The sequence below is a fragment of the Luteimonas vadosa genome, assembly GCF_039543545.1.
Taxonomy (GTDB): domain Bacteria; phylum Pseudomonadota; class Gammaproteobacteria; order Xanthomonadales; family Xanthomonadaceae; genus Luteimonas; species Luteimonas vadosa.
In genome coordinates this window covers 410128-429131 of record NZ_BAABJY010000002.1, presented here as the reverse complement: position 1 = coordinate 429131, position 19004 = coordinate 410128, and the positions used below count along the sequence as shown (strand labels likewise).

General features: G+C 67.3%; 17 protein-coding genes, 2 tRNA genes and 1 pseudogene. All 20 read right to left on the bottom strand.

The window, feature by feature from the left end:
• Window positions 1–113: 113 nt before the first annotated feature.
• Window positions 114–1625, bottom strand: coding sequence for a transcription termination factor NusA (nusA, locus tag ABD970_RS07875; protein ID WP_345294944.1), 1512 nt, complete (start codon window positions 1623–1625; stop codon window positions 114–116).
• Between the two features lie 7 nt (window positions 1626–1632).
• On the bottom strand, window positions 1633–2250 hold the full coding sequence (gene rimP, locus ABD970_RS07870; RefSeq protein WP_345294943.1) for a ribosome maturation factor RimP: 618 nt from the start codon (window positions 2248–2250) through the stop codon (window positions 1633–1635).
• Between the two features lie 219 nt (window positions 2251–2469).
• Window positions 2470–2546, bottom strand: a tRNA-Met gene (locus ABD970_RS07865).
• Window positions 2547–2607: 61 nt separating this feature from the next.
• Window positions 2608–4071 carry an NADH-quinone oxidoreductase subunit NuoN gene (nuoN, locus tag ABD970_RS07860; protein ID WP_345295683.1) on the bottom strand — a complete coding sequence of 488 codons (1464 nt, stop codon included), beginning with the start codon at window positions 4069–4071 and terminating at the stop codon, window positions 2608–2610.
• Between the two features lie 31 nt (window positions 4072–4102).
• On the bottom strand, window positions 4103–5614 hold the full coding sequence (locus tag ABD970_RS07855) for an NADH-quinone oxidoreductase subunit M (RefSeq protein ID WP_345294942.1): 1512 nt from the start codon (window positions 5612–5614) through the stop codon (window positions 4103–4105).
• A 1-nt stretch (window position 5615) separates the two neighbouring features.
• Window positions 5616–7715 (bottom strand): NADH-quinone oxidoreductase subunit L, encoded by a 2100-nt coding sequence (nuoL, locus tag ABD970_RS07850; RefSeq protein WP_345294941.1) that lies wholly within the window; start codon window positions 7713–7715, stop codon window positions 5616–5618.
• A gap of 12 nt (window positions 7716–7727) precedes the next feature.
• The gene (gene nuoK, locus ABD970_RS07845; RefSeq protein WP_345294940.1) at window positions 7728–8051 is read right to left on the bottom strand and encodes an NADH-quinone oxidoreductase subunit NuoK; all 324 of its coding nucleotides are present in this window, start codon (window positions 8049–8051) and stop codon (window positions 7728–7730) included.
• Window positions 8051–8689: an NADH-quinone oxidoreductase subunit J gene (locus ABD970_RS07840; protein ID WP_345294939.1), complete on the bottom strand. Its 639-nt coding sequence runs from the start codon at window positions 8687–8689 to the stop codon at window positions 8051–8053. The genes nuoK and ABD970_RS07840 overlap by 1 nt, the downstream gene beginning before the upstream one ends.
• A gap of 3 nt (window positions 8690–8692) precedes the next feature.
• Entirely contained in the window at window positions 8693–9181 is a 489-nt protein-coding gene (gene nuoI / locus ABD970_RS07835; RefSeq protein ID WP_345295682.1) for an NADH-quinone oxidoreductase subunit NuoI, read from the bottom strand.
• On the bottom strand, window positions 9181–10257 hold the full coding sequence (gene nuoH, locus ABD970_RS07830) for an NADH-quinone oxidoreductase subunit NuoH (protein WP_345294938.1): 1077 nt from the start codon (window positions 10255–10257) through the stop codon (window positions 9181–9183). The genes nuoI and nuoH overlap by 1 nt, the downstream gene beginning before the upstream one ends.
• The gene (gene nuoG / locus ABD970_RS07825; RefSeq protein ID WP_345294937.1) at window positions 10254–12515 is read right to left on the bottom strand and encodes an NADH-quinone oxidoreductase subunit NuoG; all 2262 of its coding nucleotides are present in this window, start codon (window positions 12513–12515) and stop codon (window positions 10254–10256) included. Before nuoG ends, nuoH begins: the two co-directional genes overlap by 4 nt.
• The gene (gene nuoF / locus ABD970_RS07820; protein ID WP_345294936.1) at window positions 12512–13858 is read right to left on the bottom strand and encodes an NADH-quinone oxidoreductase subunit NuoF; all 1347 of its coding nucleotides are present in this window, start codon (window positions 13856–13858) and stop codon (window positions 12512–12514) included. Before nuoF ends, nuoG begins: the two co-directional genes overlap by 4 nt.
• Entirely contained in the window at window positions 13858–14385 is a 528-nt protein-coding gene (gene nuoE / locus ABD970_RS07815; RefSeq protein WP_345294935.1) for an NADH-quinone oxidoreductase subunit NuoE, read from the bottom strand. The genes nuoF and nuoE overlap by 1 nt, the downstream gene beginning before the upstream one ends.
• Complete coding sequence (locus ABD970_RS07810) at window positions 14382–15692, bottom strand: NADH-quinone oxidoreductase subunit D (RefSeq protein ID WP_345294934.1); 1311 nt, start codon at window positions 15690–15692, stop codon at window positions 14382–14384. Before ABD970_RS07810 ends, nuoE begins: the two co-directional genes overlap by 4 nt.
• A gap of 56 nt (window positions 15693–15748) precedes the next feature.
• Window positions 15749–16501: pseudogene (locus ABD970_RS07805) on the bottom strand (NADH-quinone oxidoreductase subunit C); the annotation flags it as partial.
• Complete coding sequence (locus ABD970_RS07800; protein WP_345295681.1) at window positions 16494–17045, bottom strand: NuoB/complex I 20 kDa subunit family protein; 552 nt, start codon at window positions 17043–17045, stop codon at window positions 16494–16496. The pseudogene ABD970_RS07805 and the gene ABD970_RS07800, both read right to left, overlap by 8 nt.
• Before the next feature lie 61 nt (window positions 17046–17106).
• On the bottom strand, window positions 17107–17463 hold the full coding sequence (locus ABD970_RS07795) for an NADH-quinone oxidoreductase subunit A (RefSeq protein ID WP_345295680.1): 357 nt from the start codon (window positions 17461–17463) through the stop codon (window positions 17107–17109).
• Window positions 17464–17562: 99 nt separating this feature from the next.
• A tRNA-Leu gene (locus ABD970_RS07790) sits at window positions 17563–17648 on the bottom strand.
• A 67-nt stretch (window positions 17649–17715) separates the two neighbouring features.
• Window positions 17716–18168 carry a preprotein translocase subunit SecG gene (gene secG, locus ABD970_RS07785; RefSeq protein WP_345294933.1) on the bottom strand — a complete coding sequence of 151 codons (453 nt, stop codon included), beginning with the start codon at window positions 18166–18168 and terminating at the stop codon, window positions 17716–17718.
• A 63-nt stretch (window positions 18169–18231) separates the two neighbouring features.
• On the bottom strand, window positions 18232–18984 hold the full coding sequence (tpiA, locus tag ABD970_RS07780; RefSeq protein ID WP_345294932.1) for a triose-phosphate isomerase: 753 nt from the start codon (window positions 18982–18984) through the stop codon (window positions 18232–18234).
• Between the last annotated feature and the right edge of the window lie 20 nt (window positions 18985–19004).

Here is a 19004-nt window from a genome sequence, read left to right as displayed (position 1 = left end):
CCGGAAATCGCCTCGTCAGTGACTGCGAGCTCCCGCCCGGCGGCCCCGCTCCCGGCTTCCGTGGCCGGGTCGTTCCTGGCGCCGCGAGAGACACGCACGCGGCGCCCCGCCGGTCAGGTCTCGCTCTCCAGGCGCGCGATCTCCTCGGCACGCGCGGCCAGGATCAACGCAGCGGCACGCTCCTCGTCCAGTCCCTCGATCGCGAACGCCGCCACTTCATCGGCCCCGAGGTCAGACAGGTCCTCGCTGGTACGCACGCCATGGGAGGCGAGCGCGAAGGCGGTCTCGTCGTCCATGCCCGGCAGTTGCAGCAGGTCGTCGGTCGGCGCGTTCTCGTCCAGTTCCTCTTCGACGGCGAGCGCGTCGTTGAGCAGCGCATCCCGCGCGCGTGCGCGCAGCTCCTCGACGATGTCCTCGTCGAAGCCCTCCACGGCCAGCAGCTCGCCGACCGGCACGTAGGCGATTTCCTCGACGGTGCTGAAGCCCTCGGAGACCAGGATGCCGGCGATCTCCTCGTCGACTTCCAGCTTCTGCACGAACAGCTCGCGTGCCGCGGCCTGCTCGGCCTCGGACTTCTCCGCGACCTGGTCCTGCGTCATCACGTTCAGCTGCCAGCCCGACAGCCGGCTGGCCAGGCGCACGTTCTGGCCGCCGCGGCCGATCGCCTGGGCCAGCTTGTCCTCGGCCACCGCCAGGTCCATGGAGTGCTTCTCCTCGTCGACGATGATCGACTGGACCTCGGCCGGCGCCATCGCGTTGATCACGAACTGCGCGGGGTTGTCCGACCACAGCACGATGTCGACGCGCTCGCCGTTGAGCTCGTTGCTCACCGCCTGCACGCGCGAACCGCGCATGCCGATGCAGGCGCCGATCGGATCGGTGCGGTTGTCGTAGGCGACGACCGCGATCTTGGCGCGGTCGCCGGGATCGCGGGCGCAGGCCTTGATCTCGACCAGGCCCTGGCCGACTTCCGGCACCTCGAGCTTGAACAGCTCCATCATGAATTCGGGCGCGGCGCGGCTGATGAACAGCTGCGGACCACGCGGCTCGGAGCGCACGTCGAAGAGGTAGCCGCGGATGCGGTCGCCTGCGCGGACCACGTCGCGCGGGATCGCCTTGTCCTTGGGGATGAAGGCCTCGGCATTGCCGCCCAGGTCGACGTAGACGTTCCCCCGCTCGACGCGCTTCACCGCACCGGTGACCAGCTCGCCGACGCGGTCCTTCCAGGCATCCACCACCTGCGCGCGCTCGGCCTCGCGCACCCGCTGCACGATGACCTGCTTGGCGGCCTGGGCGGCGATGCGGCCGAAATCGACGTTTTCGATCTGCTCTTCGATGAAGTCGCCCACCTCGACGCCGTCGGCCTCGTCCACGGCGTCCATCAGCCGGATCTGGCGGTCCGGGGACTCCATGACCTCGTCGTCCGCGACCACTTCCCAGCGCCGGAAGGTCTGGTAGCTGCCATCGGTGGCATCGATCGCCACGCGGGTCAGCACGTCCTGTTCGCCGTAGCGCTTCTTGGCCGCGGTGGCCAGGGCCGCTTCGATCGCTTCCATGATCACGGATTCGGGCACGCCCTTCTCGTTGGCGACCGCGTCCACGACCAGCAGTAGTTCCTTGCTCATCTCTTGCTTACTCCGCACTCGACGGCTCGTCGGCCGCCAGGTTGTTGGTTTGTTTGCCCGGCTTGTCGCTGGACTTCCTGCTCGAGCGCTTGCCCGGCCGCGCGTCCCGTCCCGACCCGTCCTTCGCCGGCGCCAGACCCAGCGCCACCCAGTCCGGCACCAGCCGCGCCTTGTCGATGTTCTCGAATGCGACGACGAATGGCGTGCCGTCGACATCGAAGGTGATGTCCTGGCCGTCGACCGCGTCGATCCGGCCCTGCAGCTTGCGCCGGCCGTCCTGCGGCAACTTGAGCCCGACCTTGGCGCGTTCGCCGAGGAAGCGTGCGAACTGCGCCGGCGTGAACAGCAGCCGGTCCACGCCCGGAGACGACACTTCCAGCGTGTAGTTGCCGCTGATCGGATCCTCGACGTCCAGCTGCGCGGAAACCTCGCGGCTGACGGCTTCGCAATCCTCGATGCCCACGCCCTGCCCCTCGCTGGCGGCATCCGAGCCCGGACGATCTATGTACAGGCGCAGCACGGCGCCACCCGGCGCGGGCAGGTACTCCGCGCCCAGCAATTCGAGCCCCAACGATTCGACCGTCGGTGCCAGCAACGCGCTGATTTGTGTCGCCTTGTCCGCCACTGCGTGCCTTGCCTCCTTGGAACGTGGGTCTGCGCCCTTGGCCCGGGATCGCGCAAGCGCGATCGCCAGAAACGACAAAGGGCCCACCGGGGCCCTTGTCCTGATTTCCAGCCTGTCTCGCTGGATGATCGGTATCGAGGCGCTGGCACGCTTCGACAAAGCCCGGCTTCCGGAATCGAAAAAAGCCTCCTGGGAGGCTTTCCGTCGACCGCGAAAAGCTGGTAGCGGGGGCAGGATTTGAACCTGCGACCTTCGGGTTATGAGCCCGACGAGCTGCCAGACTGCTCCACCCCGCAGCAGACGCGGAATTATGGTGACCTTGGGCGTTTTTTGCAAGCCCGACCCTGGCGCGGGGGTTCAGGCCGCGAACGCGTGCTGGCACCAGGCCATCAAGGGGTCCCAGGACAGGCCGAGCGCTAGCAAGGCCAGCGCGTTGACGGCGAACACCACGCGCAACGGCCTGCTCCGGCGGGATTGGGGCGCATCGCCGACCGGTTCGTCGAAATACATCACCTTGATCACGCGCAGGTAGTAGAACGCGCCGACCACCGCAAAGACGATGCCGACGATCGCCAGCCACATCAGGTCGCCCTGCAGCGCGGCACGGAGTACGACCAGCTTGGCCCAGAAGCCCAGGAACGGGGGGACGCCGGCCAGCGAGGCCATGATGCACAGCACCAGTCCGGCCATCCACGGGTCGCGTGCGTTCAGGCCCTTGTAGTCGTCGATGCGATCTGCCTCGAAGCCGCGGTTGGCGAGCATCACGATCGCCGCGAACGCCGCGGCCGACATGATCGCGTAGCTGACCGCGTAGAACATCGCCGCGGCATAGCCTTCCGGCCCCCCACCGGCGAGTCCCAGGAAGAGGAAGCCGACATGGGACACCGTGGAATACGCCAGCATCCGTTTCAGGTTGCTCTGGGCGATGGCGAACAGGTTGCCGATCGCCAGCGACAGCGCCGCCAGAGCCGCCAGCAGGAGCTGCCAATACTCGAACATCGGACCCACCCCGGATTCGAGCAGGCGGTAGGCCATGCCGAACGCGGCGAGCTTCGGCGCCGAGCCGATGAACAACGTGATCGCGGTCGGCGCGCCGTGGTATGTGTCCGGCAGCCACATGTGGAACGGCGCGGCGCCGAACTTGAACGCGATGCCGACCACGAGGAACACGACGCCGGTCAACAACAGCGTGCGGTCGTCGCCGCCGGCCGACGCCGCGGACCCGCCGATCGTGGCCAGGTCGAGGCTGCCGGTGGCGCCATAGACCAGCGACATGCCGTACAGCAGCATGCCCGAGGCGAGTGCCCCCAGGACGAAGTACTTCATCGCCGCTTCCGATGCCAACGGGCTGTCCCGGTCGATGGCGACCAGGGCGTAGGAGCACAGCGCCAGCAACTCCAGCCCGACGTAGACCATCGCCAGGTTGGCGGCCGACACCAGCAGCATCATGCCGGTGACGGCGAACAGCACCAGCACCGGCACCTCGCCCTTGTACAGGCCGCGCTCCCGCAGGAACGGCCAGGCATAGAGCAGCGCCAGGGCGCTGACGACCAGCAAGGCCAGCTTGAGCACGTCGGCGGTGGTATCCCGCACGAACATGTCGCCGAGCACGATGCCATGGCCACCGACGCCGAACCCGACCAGCGAGGCGGCGCCGACCAGCGTCGCCACGGCCAGTGCGTGGGTCACCACGCGACGTCGGTCGTCGAGGAACAGGTCCAGCATCAGCAGCGCGAACGCACCGACGATCACCAGCAATTCCGGCGCAAGCGGCGCGATGTCGGCCAGGCTGCGGACGGGCGGGACCATCGGGCCCGAGATCGTGTCTGTCATCGCTTGCATCGGCATGGCCTCACAGCTTGCTGTTGGCGAGCTGTCCCGCCAGTTGCGCGATGGAGGGCTCCATCAGGTCGGTCAACGGCTTCGGCCAGACGCCGATCAGCAGCACGCCGGCGGCGAACACCCCGAGCACGAGCGCTTCGCGGGCATTGATGTCCTCGAGCGCAGCGACATGGGCATTGCCGACCTCGCCGAACATTACCCGCCTGACCAGCCACAACGTGTACGCCGCGCCGACGACCAGGGTGATGGCAGCGGTGAACGCGATCAGCGGATGGCTCTGGAAGCTCGCGAGGATCACCATGAACTCGCCGACGAAGCCGCTGGTGCCGGGCAGTCCGGCATTGGCCATCGCGAACAGCACCATGAAGAATGCGAACCACGGCATCACGTTGGCCACGCCGCCATAGTCGCGGATCTGGCGCGTGTGCATGCGGTCGTAGAGCACGCCGACGCAGGAGAACATCGCCCCTGAGATGAACCCGTGCGACACCATCTGGACCATCGCGCCCTGCAGGCCGAGCCGTGCGGCATCGGTGGCACCGATGTCCCGCACCAGGGCGAAAGCGATGAACGTGCCGAGGGTCACGAAGCCCATGTGCGAGACCGAGGAGTAGGCGATCAGCTTCTTCATGTCCTGCTGTGCGAGCGCCACGAGCCCGACGTAGACGATGGCGATCAGCGACAGCGCGATCACCAGCCAGGCCCATTCATAGCCGGCGTCGGGCACGATAGGCAGCGAGAATCGCAGGAAGCCGTAGCCGCCGATCTTCAGCATGATCGCCGCCAGGATCACGGATCCGCCGGTCGGCGCCTCGACGTGGGCATCGGGCAACCAGGTGTGCACCGGGAACATCGGGACCTTGACCGCGAACGCGATCAGGAACGCGAAGAACAGCCACATCTGCTCGGTGCCCGACAACGGCAGTGCGTACAGGTCCGGCAACTGCCAGCTGCCCGACTTCAGGTACAGGTAGACCAGCCCGACCAGCATGAACACCGAACCGAGGAAGGTGTAGAGGAAGAACTTCACCGATGCGTACACCCGGCGTGGTCCGCCCCAGACCCCGATGATGATGAACATCGGGATCAGCATGCCTTCGAAGAACACGTAGAACAGCAACGCATCGATGGCCGAGAACACGCCGATCATCAGGCCCTCGAGCACGAGGAACGCGGCGTAGTACTGGCTGACCCGCTTGTCGATCGCCGTCCACGCACCGACCAGCACGAGCACCGTGGTCAAGGTCGTCAGCGCGATCAGTGCGACCGAGATGCCGTCGGCGCCGAGGTGGTACTGGATGTCGTAGGCAGGGATCCATTCGCGCGCCTCGACGAACTGCATCGCCGGGCTGGAATAGTCGAATCCGGTGAACAGCAGGAGGCTGAGCAGCAGCGTCGCCAGGCCGACCGCCAGCGACAGCCAACGCGCGGCATCGGGCCGGCCGTTGCCCAGCGCGAGCACGGCGGCGCCGCCGAGGATCGGCAACCAGACCAGGAGACTGAGGAGGGGCAATGTCGACACGTCAGGTCCAGTAGCGGATGAGGACGGCTAGCAGCGCGATCAGGCCAAGGATCATGGCGAAGGCGTAGTGGTAGAGGTGGCCGGTCTGCAGGCGCCGCAGCACGCCGGAGAACAGCTCGACCAGGCGAGCACTGCCGTTGACCGCGACGCCGTCGATCAAATGGCTGTCGACCTGCCGCGACCCTCGGGCGAGCAGCATGCCGCCGCCGGCGAGGCCTCCGATCCACAGGTCGTCGGCCCAGTACTTGTTCTCCAGCACCTTGCGCGGCAACGCCAGGATGCGCGCGGCTTTCGCCGGCAACCCGGGCTTCCACCAATACATGACCGTTGCCAACGCAAAGCCGGCGAAGGCCAGCCAGAAGGCGGGCGCCTGGAAGCCGTGCAGGGCGAACGCCACCGGACCGTGCCAGACCGCCTCGCCGACCTGCATCACGCTGTCGCGCGCGGCGGCGACATCGATCGCGCCCAGGAAGAACGGCAACTGTTCGTGGTGGCCGGTCCAGTCGGTGGCGAACAGCATCGGCCCGACGGTGAAGAAACCGATGGCGATCGACGGGATCGCGAGCAGGATCAACGGCAAGGTCACGACCCAGGGCGACTCATGCGGCTCGACAGGGCCGTGGTGGCCGTGGTCGTCGACGTGGTGCGCCTGGGCGACGGCATCGGCCGGCGCGCCATGCACGTCCTCATGCCCGGCATGCGTGTCCCGGAACCGCTCCTCGCCGAAGAAGGTCATGTACAGCAGGCGGAAGCTGTAGAAAGCGGTGACGAACGCACCCAGCAGCACCGCCCAGTAGCCGTACTGGCCCACCCACCCGCCACCCTCGGCGGCATGGTGCGCGGCCTCGATGATGGTGTCCTTGGAGTAGAAGCCGCTGAAGAATGGCGTCCCGACCAGGGCCAGCGTGCCGACCAGCGACGTCCAGAACGTGATCGGCATGTACTTGCGCAGCCCGCCCATGCGGCGCATGTCCTGCTCGTGGTGCATGCCGATGATCACCGACCCTGCCGCCAGGAACAGCAGCGCCTTGAAGAACGCATGCGTCATCAGGTGGAAGACGGCCGCCGAGTAGGCCGATACGCCCAGCGCAACGGTCATGTAGCCGAGTTGGGACAGCGTTGAATAGGCCACGACGCGCTTGATGTCGTTCTGCACGATGCCGATGAGGCCGGTAAAGAAGGCCGTGGTGGCGCCGATGAACAGCACGAACTGCAACGCCGTTTCCGACAGCTCGAACAGCGGCGACATGCGCGCCACCATGAAGATGCCGGCGGTGACCATGGTCGCGGCGTGGATCAAGGCCGAGATCGGCGTTGGGCCTTCCATCGAGTCGGGAAGCCACACGTGCAGCGGAACCTGGGCCGACTTGCCCATCGCGCCGATGAACAGGCAGATGCAGATCAGCGTCGCCACCGACCATTCCTGGCCGGCCAGGATCTGCACCACCTGCCCGCCGCCGATCTTGTCGCCGGCATTGGCGAACACGGTGGCGTAGTCCAGGGTCCCGAACCAGTACAGCACGCCGGCGATGCCCAGCAGGAACCCGAAGTCGCCGACGCGGTTGACCAGGAAGGCCTTGAGGTTGGCGAAGATGGCGCTCGGCCGCTTGAACCAGAAGCCGATCAACAGGTAGGACACCAGGCCTACCGCTTCCCAGCCGAAGAACAGCTGCAGGAAGTTGTTGCTCATCACCAGCATCAGCATCGAGAACGTGAACAGGCTGATGTAGCTGAAGAACCGCTGGTAACCGGGGTCGTCGGCCATGTAACCGATGGTGTAGACGTGCACCAGCAACGAGACGAAGGTGACCACCACCATCATCATCGCGGTCAGCTTGTCGACCATGAAGCCGACGTGCGCGTCGTAGGCGCCGACCTGGAAGAACGTGTAGATGTTCTCGTTGAACGGCGCCGCCCCCTGCCCCACCAGCTGCCACAACACGTAGCAGGACAACGCGCAGCTGGCGGCCACGCCGAGGATCGTCACCGAATGGGCGCCGACGCGGCCGATTTTCCTGCCGAACAGGCCCGCGACCACGGCGCCAAGCAGCGGTGCCAGCACGATGGCCAGCAGGACGGACTTGGAGATGGCGAATTCCATGCCGGGCATCGGTCAGCCTTTGAGCGAGTCGATCTCGGCGACGTTGATCGTGCGCCGGTTGCGGAACAGGGTGACCAGGATGGCCAGGCCGATCGCGGCCTCTGCCGCGGCCACGGTGAGGATGAAGAACACGAAGATCTGCCCCGCGGCGTCGCCGAACTCACGCGAGAAGGCGACGAAGTTGATGTTGACCGCGAGCAGCATCAGCTCGATCGACATCAGCAGGATGATCACGTTCTTCCGGTTGAGGAAGATGCCGGCCACGCTGATGCAGAACAGCGCGGCACCGAGCGCGAGGTAGTGCCCCAGCGAGAGGCCTTGCGAGAGCAGGTCCATCACTTCACCTCCCCCGCGCCGTCGTCTTGCGCTTCAGGGGGTTTGACGGCGTCCATCTTCACCATCCGGAAGCGGTCGGCTGCCCGGACCCGCGACTGGTCCCCCGGGTTCTGGTGCTTGGTGCCTTCGCGGCGACGCAGCGTCAGCATCACCGCGGCCACGACCGCCACCGTCAGGATCAGCGCCGCGACCTCGAACGGCAGCAGGAAGTCGGTGAACAGGCGTCGCGCCAGCCAGACGGTGTTAGACGTGCCCTCCGCTTCGGCCGCGTCGATGCCGAACGGCGTCGCCATCCGGGCCTTGACCCCGATCAGCGCCAGCACCTCGAGCAGCATCACCACCGCGACCACCAGGCCGACAGGCAGGTAGCGCACGTAGCCCTCGCGCAGCGGCGCGATGTCGACGTCGAGCATCATCACCACGAACAGGAACAGCACCATCACCGCGCCGACGTACACCAGGATCAGCGCCACGCCGAGGAACTCGGCGCCCGCGATCAGCCAGGTGCAGGCAACCGTGAAGAACGTCAGCACCAGGAACAGCGCGGCATGCACCGGGTTGCGCACGGTGATCACCGCGCCCGCCGAGACGACGGTCACGACGGCGAAGGCCAGGAATGCGAGCAGGGTGAAGTCCATGGGCTACCTGTAGGCGGCGTCGGCGGCGCGGCGCTCGGCGATCTCGGCTTCGAGCCGGTCCCCGATCGCCAGCAGCTGTTGCTTGTCGACCACGTTCTCGCCGCGATGCTCGAAGTGGTACTCGTGGATGTGCGTTTCGACGATCGAGTCGACCGGGCAGGACTCCTCGCAGAACCCGCAATAGATGCACTTGAACAGGTCGATGTCGTAGCGCGTCGTCCGGCGGGTGCCGTCGGCACGCTCCTCCGAATCGATGGTGATCGCCAGCGCCGGGCAAACCGCCTCGCACAGCTTGCAGGCGATGCAGCGCTCCTCGCCATTGGGGTAGCGACGCAGCGCATGCAACCCACGGAAGCGCGGCGACTGCGGGGTCTTCTCCATCGGGTACATGAGCGTGTACTTGGGACGGAAGAGGTACTTCAAGGTCAGCCACAGGCCGCCGAGCAGCTCCAGCAGCAGCAGGCTCCGGAAGTAGGAAAGCACCTTGCCCATCATCGCCCCGCCTCGAAGACGCCGTGGTACGCCAGCAGCGCGGTCACCACGATCCAGGCGATGCTGATCGGGATGAAGACCTTCCAGCCCAGCCGCATGATCTGGTCGTAGCGGTAGCGCGGGAAGGACGCGCGGAACCAGATGAAGCAGCTGGCGAAGAAGAACACCTTGGCGAACAGCCACCACCAGCCATCGACCGACAACAGCGGGATGCCCATGCCTTGGAACGGGCTCAGCCAGCCACCGAGGAAGAAGGTCGCGGTCAGGAAGCTCACCAGGATCATGTTGGCGTATTCGGCCAGGAAGAACAGCGCGAACGCCGATCCCGAGTACTCGACCATGTGCCCGGCGACGATCTCGCTCTCGCCCTCGACCACGTCGAACGGCGCGCGGTTGGTCTCGGCCACGCCGGACACGAAGAACACCACGAACAACGGCAGCATGGGCAGCCAGAACCATTCCAGCAGCCCCGCGTCCCCGGACTGCGCCATGACGATCTCGCTCAGGTTGAGGCTGCCCGCGCCGACCATGACGCCGACGAGCGCGAAACCCATCGCGATCTCGTAGCTGACGACCTGGGCGGCGGAACGCATCGCACCGAGGAAGGCGTACTTGGAGTTGGACGCCCAGCCCGCCAGGATGATCCCGTACACGCCCAGCGAGGTCATCGCCAGCAGGTAGAGCAATCCCGCATTCGCGTTCGACAAGGCCAGTTGCGCATCGAAAGGCACCACCGCCCAGGCCGCGAACGCCGGCGCCAGCGTGATCAGCGGGGCGAGGACGTAGAGGACGCGCTGCGCCTTCGTGGGCTGGATGACTTCCTTGAACAGCAACTTGAACACGTCGGCGAAGGCCTGGAAGATGCCCATGCCGACGTACATCGGTCCATGGCGCACGTGCATCCAGCCGATCAGCTTGCGCTCCCAGACCACGTAGAACGCCACGGTCAGGATCACCGGCACGGCGATGGCTAGGATCTTGAGCACGATCCACGCGACCACGCCCAGGGGGCCCAGCGAAAGCAGCCACTCGTGCAGCGGCCCGAACACATCCGACAACAGTTCGGCGGTGGTCATGCGGCCACCACCTTCACCTTCCCGGTGCCCAATGCAGCCGTCGCGCCATAGCCGCTTTCGATCCAGGCCACGCCCCGGGCGACGATATCGCTGGTCGCGACCGGCAGCGCCGCGGTCCCGACGCCATTGGCGACCTTGGCCATCGCGCCGTCCTCGACACCTGCCGTCGCGGCATCGTCGGGGTGGAGGGTGATGCGCGGGCCGAGCGTGAGCGGATGCGCCTGCAATGCCGTCGCACGCCGGGTCACCCCGTCGACGCGATAGATGGCCGGGGAGACGGCCAGCTCCAATCCGGAAGCCTCCCCATCATCCGCCTGCCGCGTCGCGCGACCCGGTTGCGGGTCCGGCGTACGCCCGCTCCCGTCGAGCGAGGCACGCAAGCCGGCCAGGTCGGTGAAATCGAATCCCGGCAAGTCCAGCGCGCCGCCCAGCGCACGCAACACGCGCCAGCCGGCACGGGACTCGCCCGGCAGCTTGCCTGCGGGCACGGCGACCTGGTCGCGCCCCCCCAGGTTGGTCAGGGTGGCGTCGATCTCCGGCAGCAGGCCGATCGGCAGGATCACGTCGGCCACCTTGCGGGTCGAGGCACAGGCGAAATGGCTGAATGCCACCACCTGCGCACCCGCCAGGGCTTTCATGGCAACGGACTGGCCGGCGAAATCCAGGCCCGGTTCGATGCCGTAGACCACGTAGCCGGCTCGGGGCTCGGCAATCATGGCACCGGCATCGAGGGAGGCCGGCAATACGCCATTGCGCGCGAGGCCCACGGCATTGGCCCCCTGCGGGATGCGGCACAGCGCCGCGCCGGTGGCCTTGGCGAAGTCCTTGGCCGCGGCGCGGATGGCGGAGGCATGCGCGCTGTTCTCCGCCACGGCACCGACGATGACCACGACGCGGCTCGCCTCGCCAAGCGCGTCACGCAGCGCGGCATCGCCCAGCGCCTCCGCCAGCTTCGACGGAGCCACGATCCGCTTGGTCGCGACATCGAAGGTGACATCGAAGTCGACCGGGTTGACGACATGGACCTTCGCGCCGCGCCGCCAGGCCTGGCGCACGCGATGGTGCAGCAACGGCAGCTCATGGCGGAGGTGCGAACCCACGATCACCACGGCGTCGGCATGGTCGATCTCGTCCATCGCCACCGGGAAGGCTTCCGCGAACGCGCCATCGCCGAAGTCGTGCTGCGCGATGCGGTGGTCGATGTTGCCGGTGCCGAGCCCTTCGGCCAGCCGCGCCAGCAACGCCCCCTCTTCGTTCGAGGTCGCCGGATGGACGAGGATGCCCAGGTCGTCAGCGGGGTTGTCGCGGAGGATGGTGGCGGCCAACCCGATGGCCTCCTCCCAGGACGCCTCCCGGAAATCGTCGCCGTCCCGGACCAGCGGAACGGTCGCGCGGTCCTCGGCGAACAGACCCTGGTTGGAATACCGGTCGCGGTCGGACAGCCAGCACTCGTTGACCGCTTCGTTGTCGCGGGGAACCGCGCGCAGGATGTCGCCGCGGCGCGCGTGCAGGAACAGGTTGCTGCCCAACGCGTCGTGGTAGCCCAGCGACGCTTTTGCGATCAGCTCCCAGGGCCGCGCGCGGAACCGGAAGACCTTGTTGGTCAGCGCCCCCACCGGGCACACGTCGATGACGTTGCCCGACAATTCGGTCGTCAGCGGCTTGCCGTCGTAGGTGCCGATCTGCAGGTTCTCGCCGCGCTGCATGCCGCCCAGCTCGTAGGTGCCCGCGATCTCGCCGGTGAAGCGCACGCAGCGGGTGCACTGTATGCAGCGGGTCATCTCGGTGCTGACCAGCGGACCCAGGTCCTCGTCGGCGACCACGCGCTTGCGCTCGGCGAAGCGCGACACGGAGCGACCGTAGCCCATCGAAAGATCCTGCAACTCGCATTCGCCGCCCTGGTCGCAGATCGGGCAGTCCAGCGGGTGGTTGATGAGCAGGAATTCCATCACGTTGCGCTGGGCCTTGAGCGCCTTGTCGTTGCGGGTGAACACCTGCATGCCGTCGGCCACCGGGGTCGCGCACGCAGGCAGCGGCTTGGGCGACGGGCGACCGCCCATCTCGGCGTCGACCAGGCACATGCGGCAGTTCGCCGCGACCTCGAGCTTGTCGTGGTAGCAGAACCTCGGGATCGGGATGCCGGCCTTGTCCGCGGCCTGGATCACCATCGAACCCTTCGGCGCGGCGAGCTCCACGCCGTCGATGAAGACGGTCACGTGGTCCGGGGGCAGGTTCGGATTGACCGGTTGCGCGCTCATGCCGCCGCCTTCCGCTGCGCATCGACCACCGAATGGCCGTTGCGGATGAAGTATTCGAACTCGTCCCAGAAATGGCGCAGGAAGCCCTGCACCGGCCACGCCGCCGCTTCGCCGAAGGCGCAGATCGTGTGTCCCTCGATCTGGCCGGCCGCGGCCTTGAGCATCTGCAGGTCGTCGAGGGTGGCCTGGCCGTCGACGATGCGGCTGACCATCCGGTACATCCAGCCGGTGCCTTCGCGGCAGGGCGTGCACTGGCCGCAGGATTCGGCGTAGTAGAAGCGCGCGATGCGCTGGCAGGCACGGACCATGCACGTGGTGTCGTCCATCACGATCACCGCGCCGGAACCCAGGCCGGACCCCGCCTTCTGCAGGCTGTCGTAGTCCATGGTCAGGCCCATCATCGTCTCGCCGGGCAGCACCGGCATCGACGAACCGCCGGGAATCACGCCCTTGATGGTGCGATCGGGACGGATGCCGCCGGCCATCTCCAGCAGTTCCGCGAACGGGGTACCGAGGCGGACCTCGTAGTTGCCCGGCTTCGCCACGTGCCCGGACACGGAGAAGATCTTCGGCCCGCCGTTGTTCGGCTTGCCTAGGTTGAGGAACCACTCCGCGCCGTTGCGGATGATCGCCGGCACCGAGGCGAAGGTCTCGGTGTTGTTGATCGTCGTCGGCTTGCCGTAGAGGCCGAAGTTGGCCGGGAACGGGGGCTTGTAGCGCGGCTGGCCCTTCTTGCCCTCCAGCGACTCCATCAGCGCGGTTTCCTCGCCGCAGATGTAGGCGCCGGCGCCGAGCGCGTTGTACAGGTCGATGTCGATGCCGCTGCCGAGGATGTCCTTCCCCAGCCAGCCATGCCTGTAGGCCTCCGCGGTCGCTTCCTCGAGGTGCTCGTAGGGTTCGTGGTGGAACTCGCCACGCAGGTAGTTGTAACCGACCGTGGCGCCGGTGGCGTAGCAGGCGATGGCCATGCCCTCGATCACCGCATGCGGGTTGTAGCGCAGGATGTCGCGGTCCTTGGCGGTGCCGGGCTCGGACTCGTCGGAGTTGCACAGGATGTACTTCTGCATCCCGGAATCCTTCGGCATGAAGCTCCACTTCAGGCCCGTGGGGAAGCCCGCGCCACCGCGTCCGCGCAGGCCGGACTGCTTGACCATGTCGATCACGTCGGTGGGCGCGATCTTCTCCTCGAGGATCCTGCGCAGCGCGCTGTAGCCGCCGGTCTTCAGGTAGTTCTCGTACGACCACGGCTTGTCGAAATGCAGCGTGGTGTAGACCGCCTGGTGCTCACGGGGCGCCGGGCCGACGGGGCCGTAGCCCTCGGAATAATGCGAATGGCCGCCCATCATTCGAGCCCGTCCAGCAGCTCGTCGACCTTCGCCGCGTCGAGCTTCTCGTGGTAGTGGCCGTTGATGACGACGACCGGGGCGCCACAGCAGGCGGCGACGCATTCCTCCTCGCGCTTGAGGTAGACGCGCCCGTCCGCGGTGGACTCGCCCAGCTTGCAGCCGAGCTTCTTTTCGGCGTGCGCGACCAGGTCTTCGGCGCCGTTGAGCCAGCAGCTGATGTTGGTGCAGAAGGCGACGTTGTTGCGGCCGACCTGCTTCGTCTCGAACATCGAGTAGAAGGTCGCCACTTCGTACGCCCACACCGCCGGCAGGTCGAGGTACCTGGCGACCCCGGCGATCAGCTCGTCGGTCAGCCAGCCGCCGTTCTGCTCCTGCGCGGCGTGCAATCCCTGCAGCACGGCCGAACGCTTGCGGTCCGGCGGGAACTTGGACAGCCAGTGGTCGATGTGCGCGCGCGTCGCGTCGCTGAGCACCACCATCGGGTCCACGTTGCGCGCGGCCTCGAAGTTGCCGGTCGCCCTCATCGATCGATCTCCCCGAACACGATGTCGTAGGTGCCGATCATCGCGACCACGTCGGCCAGCATGTGGCCCCTGACCACTTCGTCCATCGACGAGAGGTGGGCGAACCCCGGGGCCCGCAGGTGGCAACGGAACGGCTTGTTGGCGCCGTCGGACACCAGGTAGCAGCCGAACTCGCCCTTGGGCGCCTCGACCGCGGCGTAGGTTTCGCCGACCGGCACGCAGTAGCCCTCGGTGAACAGCTTGAAGTGGTGGATGAGGGCTTCCATGTCGTCCTTCATCTCCTCGCGGGAGGGTGGCGACACCTTGTAGTTGTCGACCATCACCGGCCCGGGGTTGGCCTTCAGCCAGGCCACGCACTGTTCGATGATCCGCACCGACTGCCGCATCTCGGCGATGCGTACCAGGTAGCGGTCATAGCAGTCGCCCTTCACGCCGACCGGGATGTCGAAGTCGACTTCGGCGTACTTCGCGTACGGCTGCTTCTTGCGCAGGTCCCACGCGACGCCGGAGCCACGCAGCATCGGCCCGGTCATGCCCCAGGCGAGCGCCTGCTCGGGCGGGATCACGCCGATGCCGACGGTGCGCTGCTTCCAGATGCGGTTGTCGGTCAGCAGGGTCTCGTACTCGTCGATCCGCGCCGGGAAGTCCTTGGCGAAGGCCTCCAGGTAGTCGAGCATCGAGCCTTCGCGCCAGGCGTTGAATCGCTTGAGCTTGGCGCCCTTGCGCCATGGCGATTCGCGGTACTGGGGCATGCGCTCAGGCAGGTCGCGGTAGACGCCGCCGGGCCGGTAGTAGGTGGCGTGCATGCGCGCGCCGCTGACCGCCTCGTAGACGTCCATCAGCTCCTCGCGCTCGCGGAACGCGTACAGGAACACGGCCATCGCACCGAGGTCGAGCGCGTTGGATCCCACCCACATGAGGTGGTTGAGGATGCGGGTGACCTCGTCGAACAGGGTGCGGATCCATTGCGCGCGTTCCGGCGCCTCGATGCCCATCAGGGTCTCGATGGCGCGCACGTAGGCGTGCTCGTTGCACATCATCGACACGTAGTCGAGGCGGTCCATGTAGCCGATCGACTGGTTGAACGGCTTGCTCTCGGCCAGCTTCTCGGTGCCGCGATGGAGCAGCCCGATGTGCGGATCGGCGCGCTGCACGACTTCGCCGTCCATTTCCAGGATCAGGCGCAACACGCCGTGCGCGGCCGGGTGCTGGGGCCCGAAGTTCAAGGTGTAGTTGCGGATCTCCTGCCGGGACTCGGCCGGGTCGCTCGCGAACAGGGTCGAGGCAGGCTCCGGTTTCGTGCTCATCGGGTCACCCCCGGCAGCGCTTTCCCGGGCAAGCCTTCACCGGCCGGACCCACGTTGTTGCGGACCTTCAGGTCGCCATCTTCGCCGCGCGCCGTGGCGTAGCGGGCATCGTCGCGCACCACGCGCGGCACCAGCACGCGGGGCTCCACCGAGGTCACCGGCTCGTACACCACCCGCTTCCTCTCCGGGTCGTAGCGAACCTCGACGTTGCCGATCAACGGAAAGTCCTTGCGGAACGGATGGCCGACGAACCCGTAGTCGGTCAGAATGCGGCGCAGGTCGGGATGGCCCTGGAAGATGATCCCGAACAGATCGAATGCCTCGCGCTCGAACCAGTTCACGCCCGGCCAGACGCCGGTGAGCGAGGCGACCACGGGCAGGTCGTCGTCCTCCGCGAAGCACGTCGCCCGCACGCGCCGGTTGTCGCTGATCGAAAGCAGCTGGACCACCGTGGCATAGCGGCGTTGCGGCACGGGCGCGATCACCGCTCCCAGCGGCTCGGGCGCCTGGCGGGTTGTGGTCTCGCCGAACTTGAACCGCCCCGGGCCGCGCCCTTCCACGCCACGGCTGTAGCCGTCGGAAGACACGTCCGTGTCCCATTCGTCGCTGCCATAGCCGAGGTAGTCCACGCCGCACAGGTCGACCAGCATTTCGAACCCGAATTCGTCGCGCAGCGCGAGGCAGCCCTCGTGCCATCGTTCCGGCGCGAACACGACGCCGACTTCGCCGCGCGGCGTCGCCACCGAGACCTGGGCGTCGGGGAAGCGCGCACGCAGGCGCTCTGCGAAGGCTGTCGTCGACTCAGGCATCGCGGCGCAACCCCGTCTTGTCGTCGCCGAAATTCGTCGCGCGGCGGATCTTCTTCTGCAGCTGCAGGATGCCGTAGACCAGCGCCTCGGCGGTCGGCGGGCAGCCGGGCACGTAGATGTCCACCGGCACGATGCGGTCGCAGCCCCGCACCACCGAATACGAGTAGTGGTAATAGCCGCCGCCGTTGGCGCAGCTTCCCATCGAGATCACCCACTTCGGGTCCGGCATCTGGTCGTAGACCTTGCGCAGCGCCGGCGCCATCTTGTTGACCAGCGTGCCGGCGACGATCATCACGTCGGACTGCCGCGGCGACGGGCGGAACACCACGCCGTAGCGATCCAGGTCCAGCCTTGCCGCGCCGGCGTGCATCATCTCCACCGCGCAGCAGGCCAGGCCGAAGGTCATCGGCCACATGGAACCCGTACGCGCCCAGTTGAGCAGCACGTCGGAGCTGGTGGTGACGAAGCCACGCTCGGCCAGCGGGTTCTCCCCGCCGGGACGCAGGATGTCGTCGAGGCGGCCCTCGGGCAGCGGGTTGTTCATCAACCCGGCGACCTTGGCCTCGATCCTGTCGCGGGTGGTCATGCCGTCCCGGCTCATGCGCTCATTCCCATTCCAGCGCACCCTTCTTCCAGACGTAGATGAAGCCCAGCAGCAGCATGCCGGCGAAGATGCCCATCTCGACCAGGCCGAGCACGCCAAGCTCGCGGAACACAGTCGCCCAGGGCACGATGAAGATGATTTCCAGGTCGAAGATGATGAACTGGATGGCGATCAGGTAATAGCGCACGTCGAACTGCATGCGCGCGTCCTCGAACGCGGCGAATCCGCATTCGTAGGGCGAGAGTTTCTCGGCGGTCGCGTACTTCGGCCCGATCACGTTGCCGATCACCAGCAGCGCGATGCCGATGCCGGTGGCAACGAACAGGAACAGCAGGGTCGGCAGGTATTCGGCCAGCACTCGTGTTCTCTCGATCCCGGCCGGCGAGGCGGCCATGTCCCGCGCTTCCGTCGAAGGACCCGGGGGACGGGCCCGGCGCACGGAAGTGCGTCCGGTGTGTGGTGCCCAAGGGGGGACTCGAACCCCCACGACCATTGGCCGCTACCACCTCAAGGTAGTGCGTCTACCAGTTCCGCCACCTGGGCAATGTGTTTGGCCGGATCCACGGGCTTGCGAACTCGTGGTCCCGGCACCGCATTATTGTAAGCGCTATCAACCGCCCTGCGGAGTGGGCGACGCCGGCGCGGGCGCTTCGGCCGCATCTTCGGCGGGCGTCGCCGGTGCGGGCTGCGACGCGGGGGCCGGCACGACCGCCCCGGGGGCAGGCGACATGGCGTCGGGCACGCCAGGCACCGTCGTCTGCTGCGCGGGGGGCGCAACCGGGACTTGCGACATCACGCCCAGGTCCTGCACGGACTCGACCGGCTGCGCGGACTTGGTCGCCTGCCAGGCCATGAACAGGGTGATCGCGAAGAATGCGATGGCCAGCCACTTGGTCGATTTCGAGAGGAAGTTGGAGGCGCCGCGCGCGCCGAACACGGTCGCGGATGCGCCGCCCCCGAAGCCGGAGCCGGCCGCGGCGCCTGCGCCGCGTTGCATCAGGATCAGCGCGATCATCGCCACGGCGATGAGCACGAACAGGACATTGAGGGTGAGCAGCAGCATGGGGAAAACCCGTCGGTGGAGATCGTTCGGCAAGCACGCTTGCCTGGAGCAGGGCCGGACCGGTCAGGGGGCAGCCGCGGCCGCGATGGCGAGGAAATCCGCTGCCACCAGCGACGCGCCGCCGATCAGCCCGCCATCCACGTCGGCCTGCGCGAACAGCGCCCCGGCGTTGCCGGGCTTGCAACTGCCGCCGTACAGGATCGGCAGCGAGCCGGCGATTCTAGCATCGCGCGCAGCCGCCTCGCCACGGATGAATGCGTGGACCGCCTGGGCCTGCTCCGCCGAGGCCGTCCTGCCCGTGCCGATCGCCCAGACCGGTTCATAGGCCACGACCACGCCCTCCAGGGCCTGCTCGCCCAGTTCGCTGAACACCGCGCCGAGCTGGCGGGCGATGACCGCCTCGGTCTCGCCGGCTTCACGTTCCTCCAGGGTCTCGCCGAGGCACAGGATCGGCGTCAGCCCACCGCGGGACGCGGCCCCGACCTTGCGTGCCACCAGCGAGTCGTCCTCGCCATGGTACTGGCGGCGCTCGGAGTGCCCCGCAAGCACGTAACGCGCACCGGCTTCGACCAGCATGGCCGCCGACACCTCGCCGGTATAGGCGCCCTGCTCGTGCGCACTGACGTCCTGCGCGCCGAAGGCCACAGACCGGCCGCCGAATGCCTCGACCAACGGCAACAGCAGCGGCAGCGGAGGCAACACGATCAACTCGACGCCCGCCACCTCCGGCGCCGCCACCAGTGCGCCGACCAGGTCCGCGGCGAAGGCGCGGTTTCCGTGCAACTTCCAGTTTCCGGCGACGATCTTCCGGCGCATCGGGCACCTCCCTCGTGAAG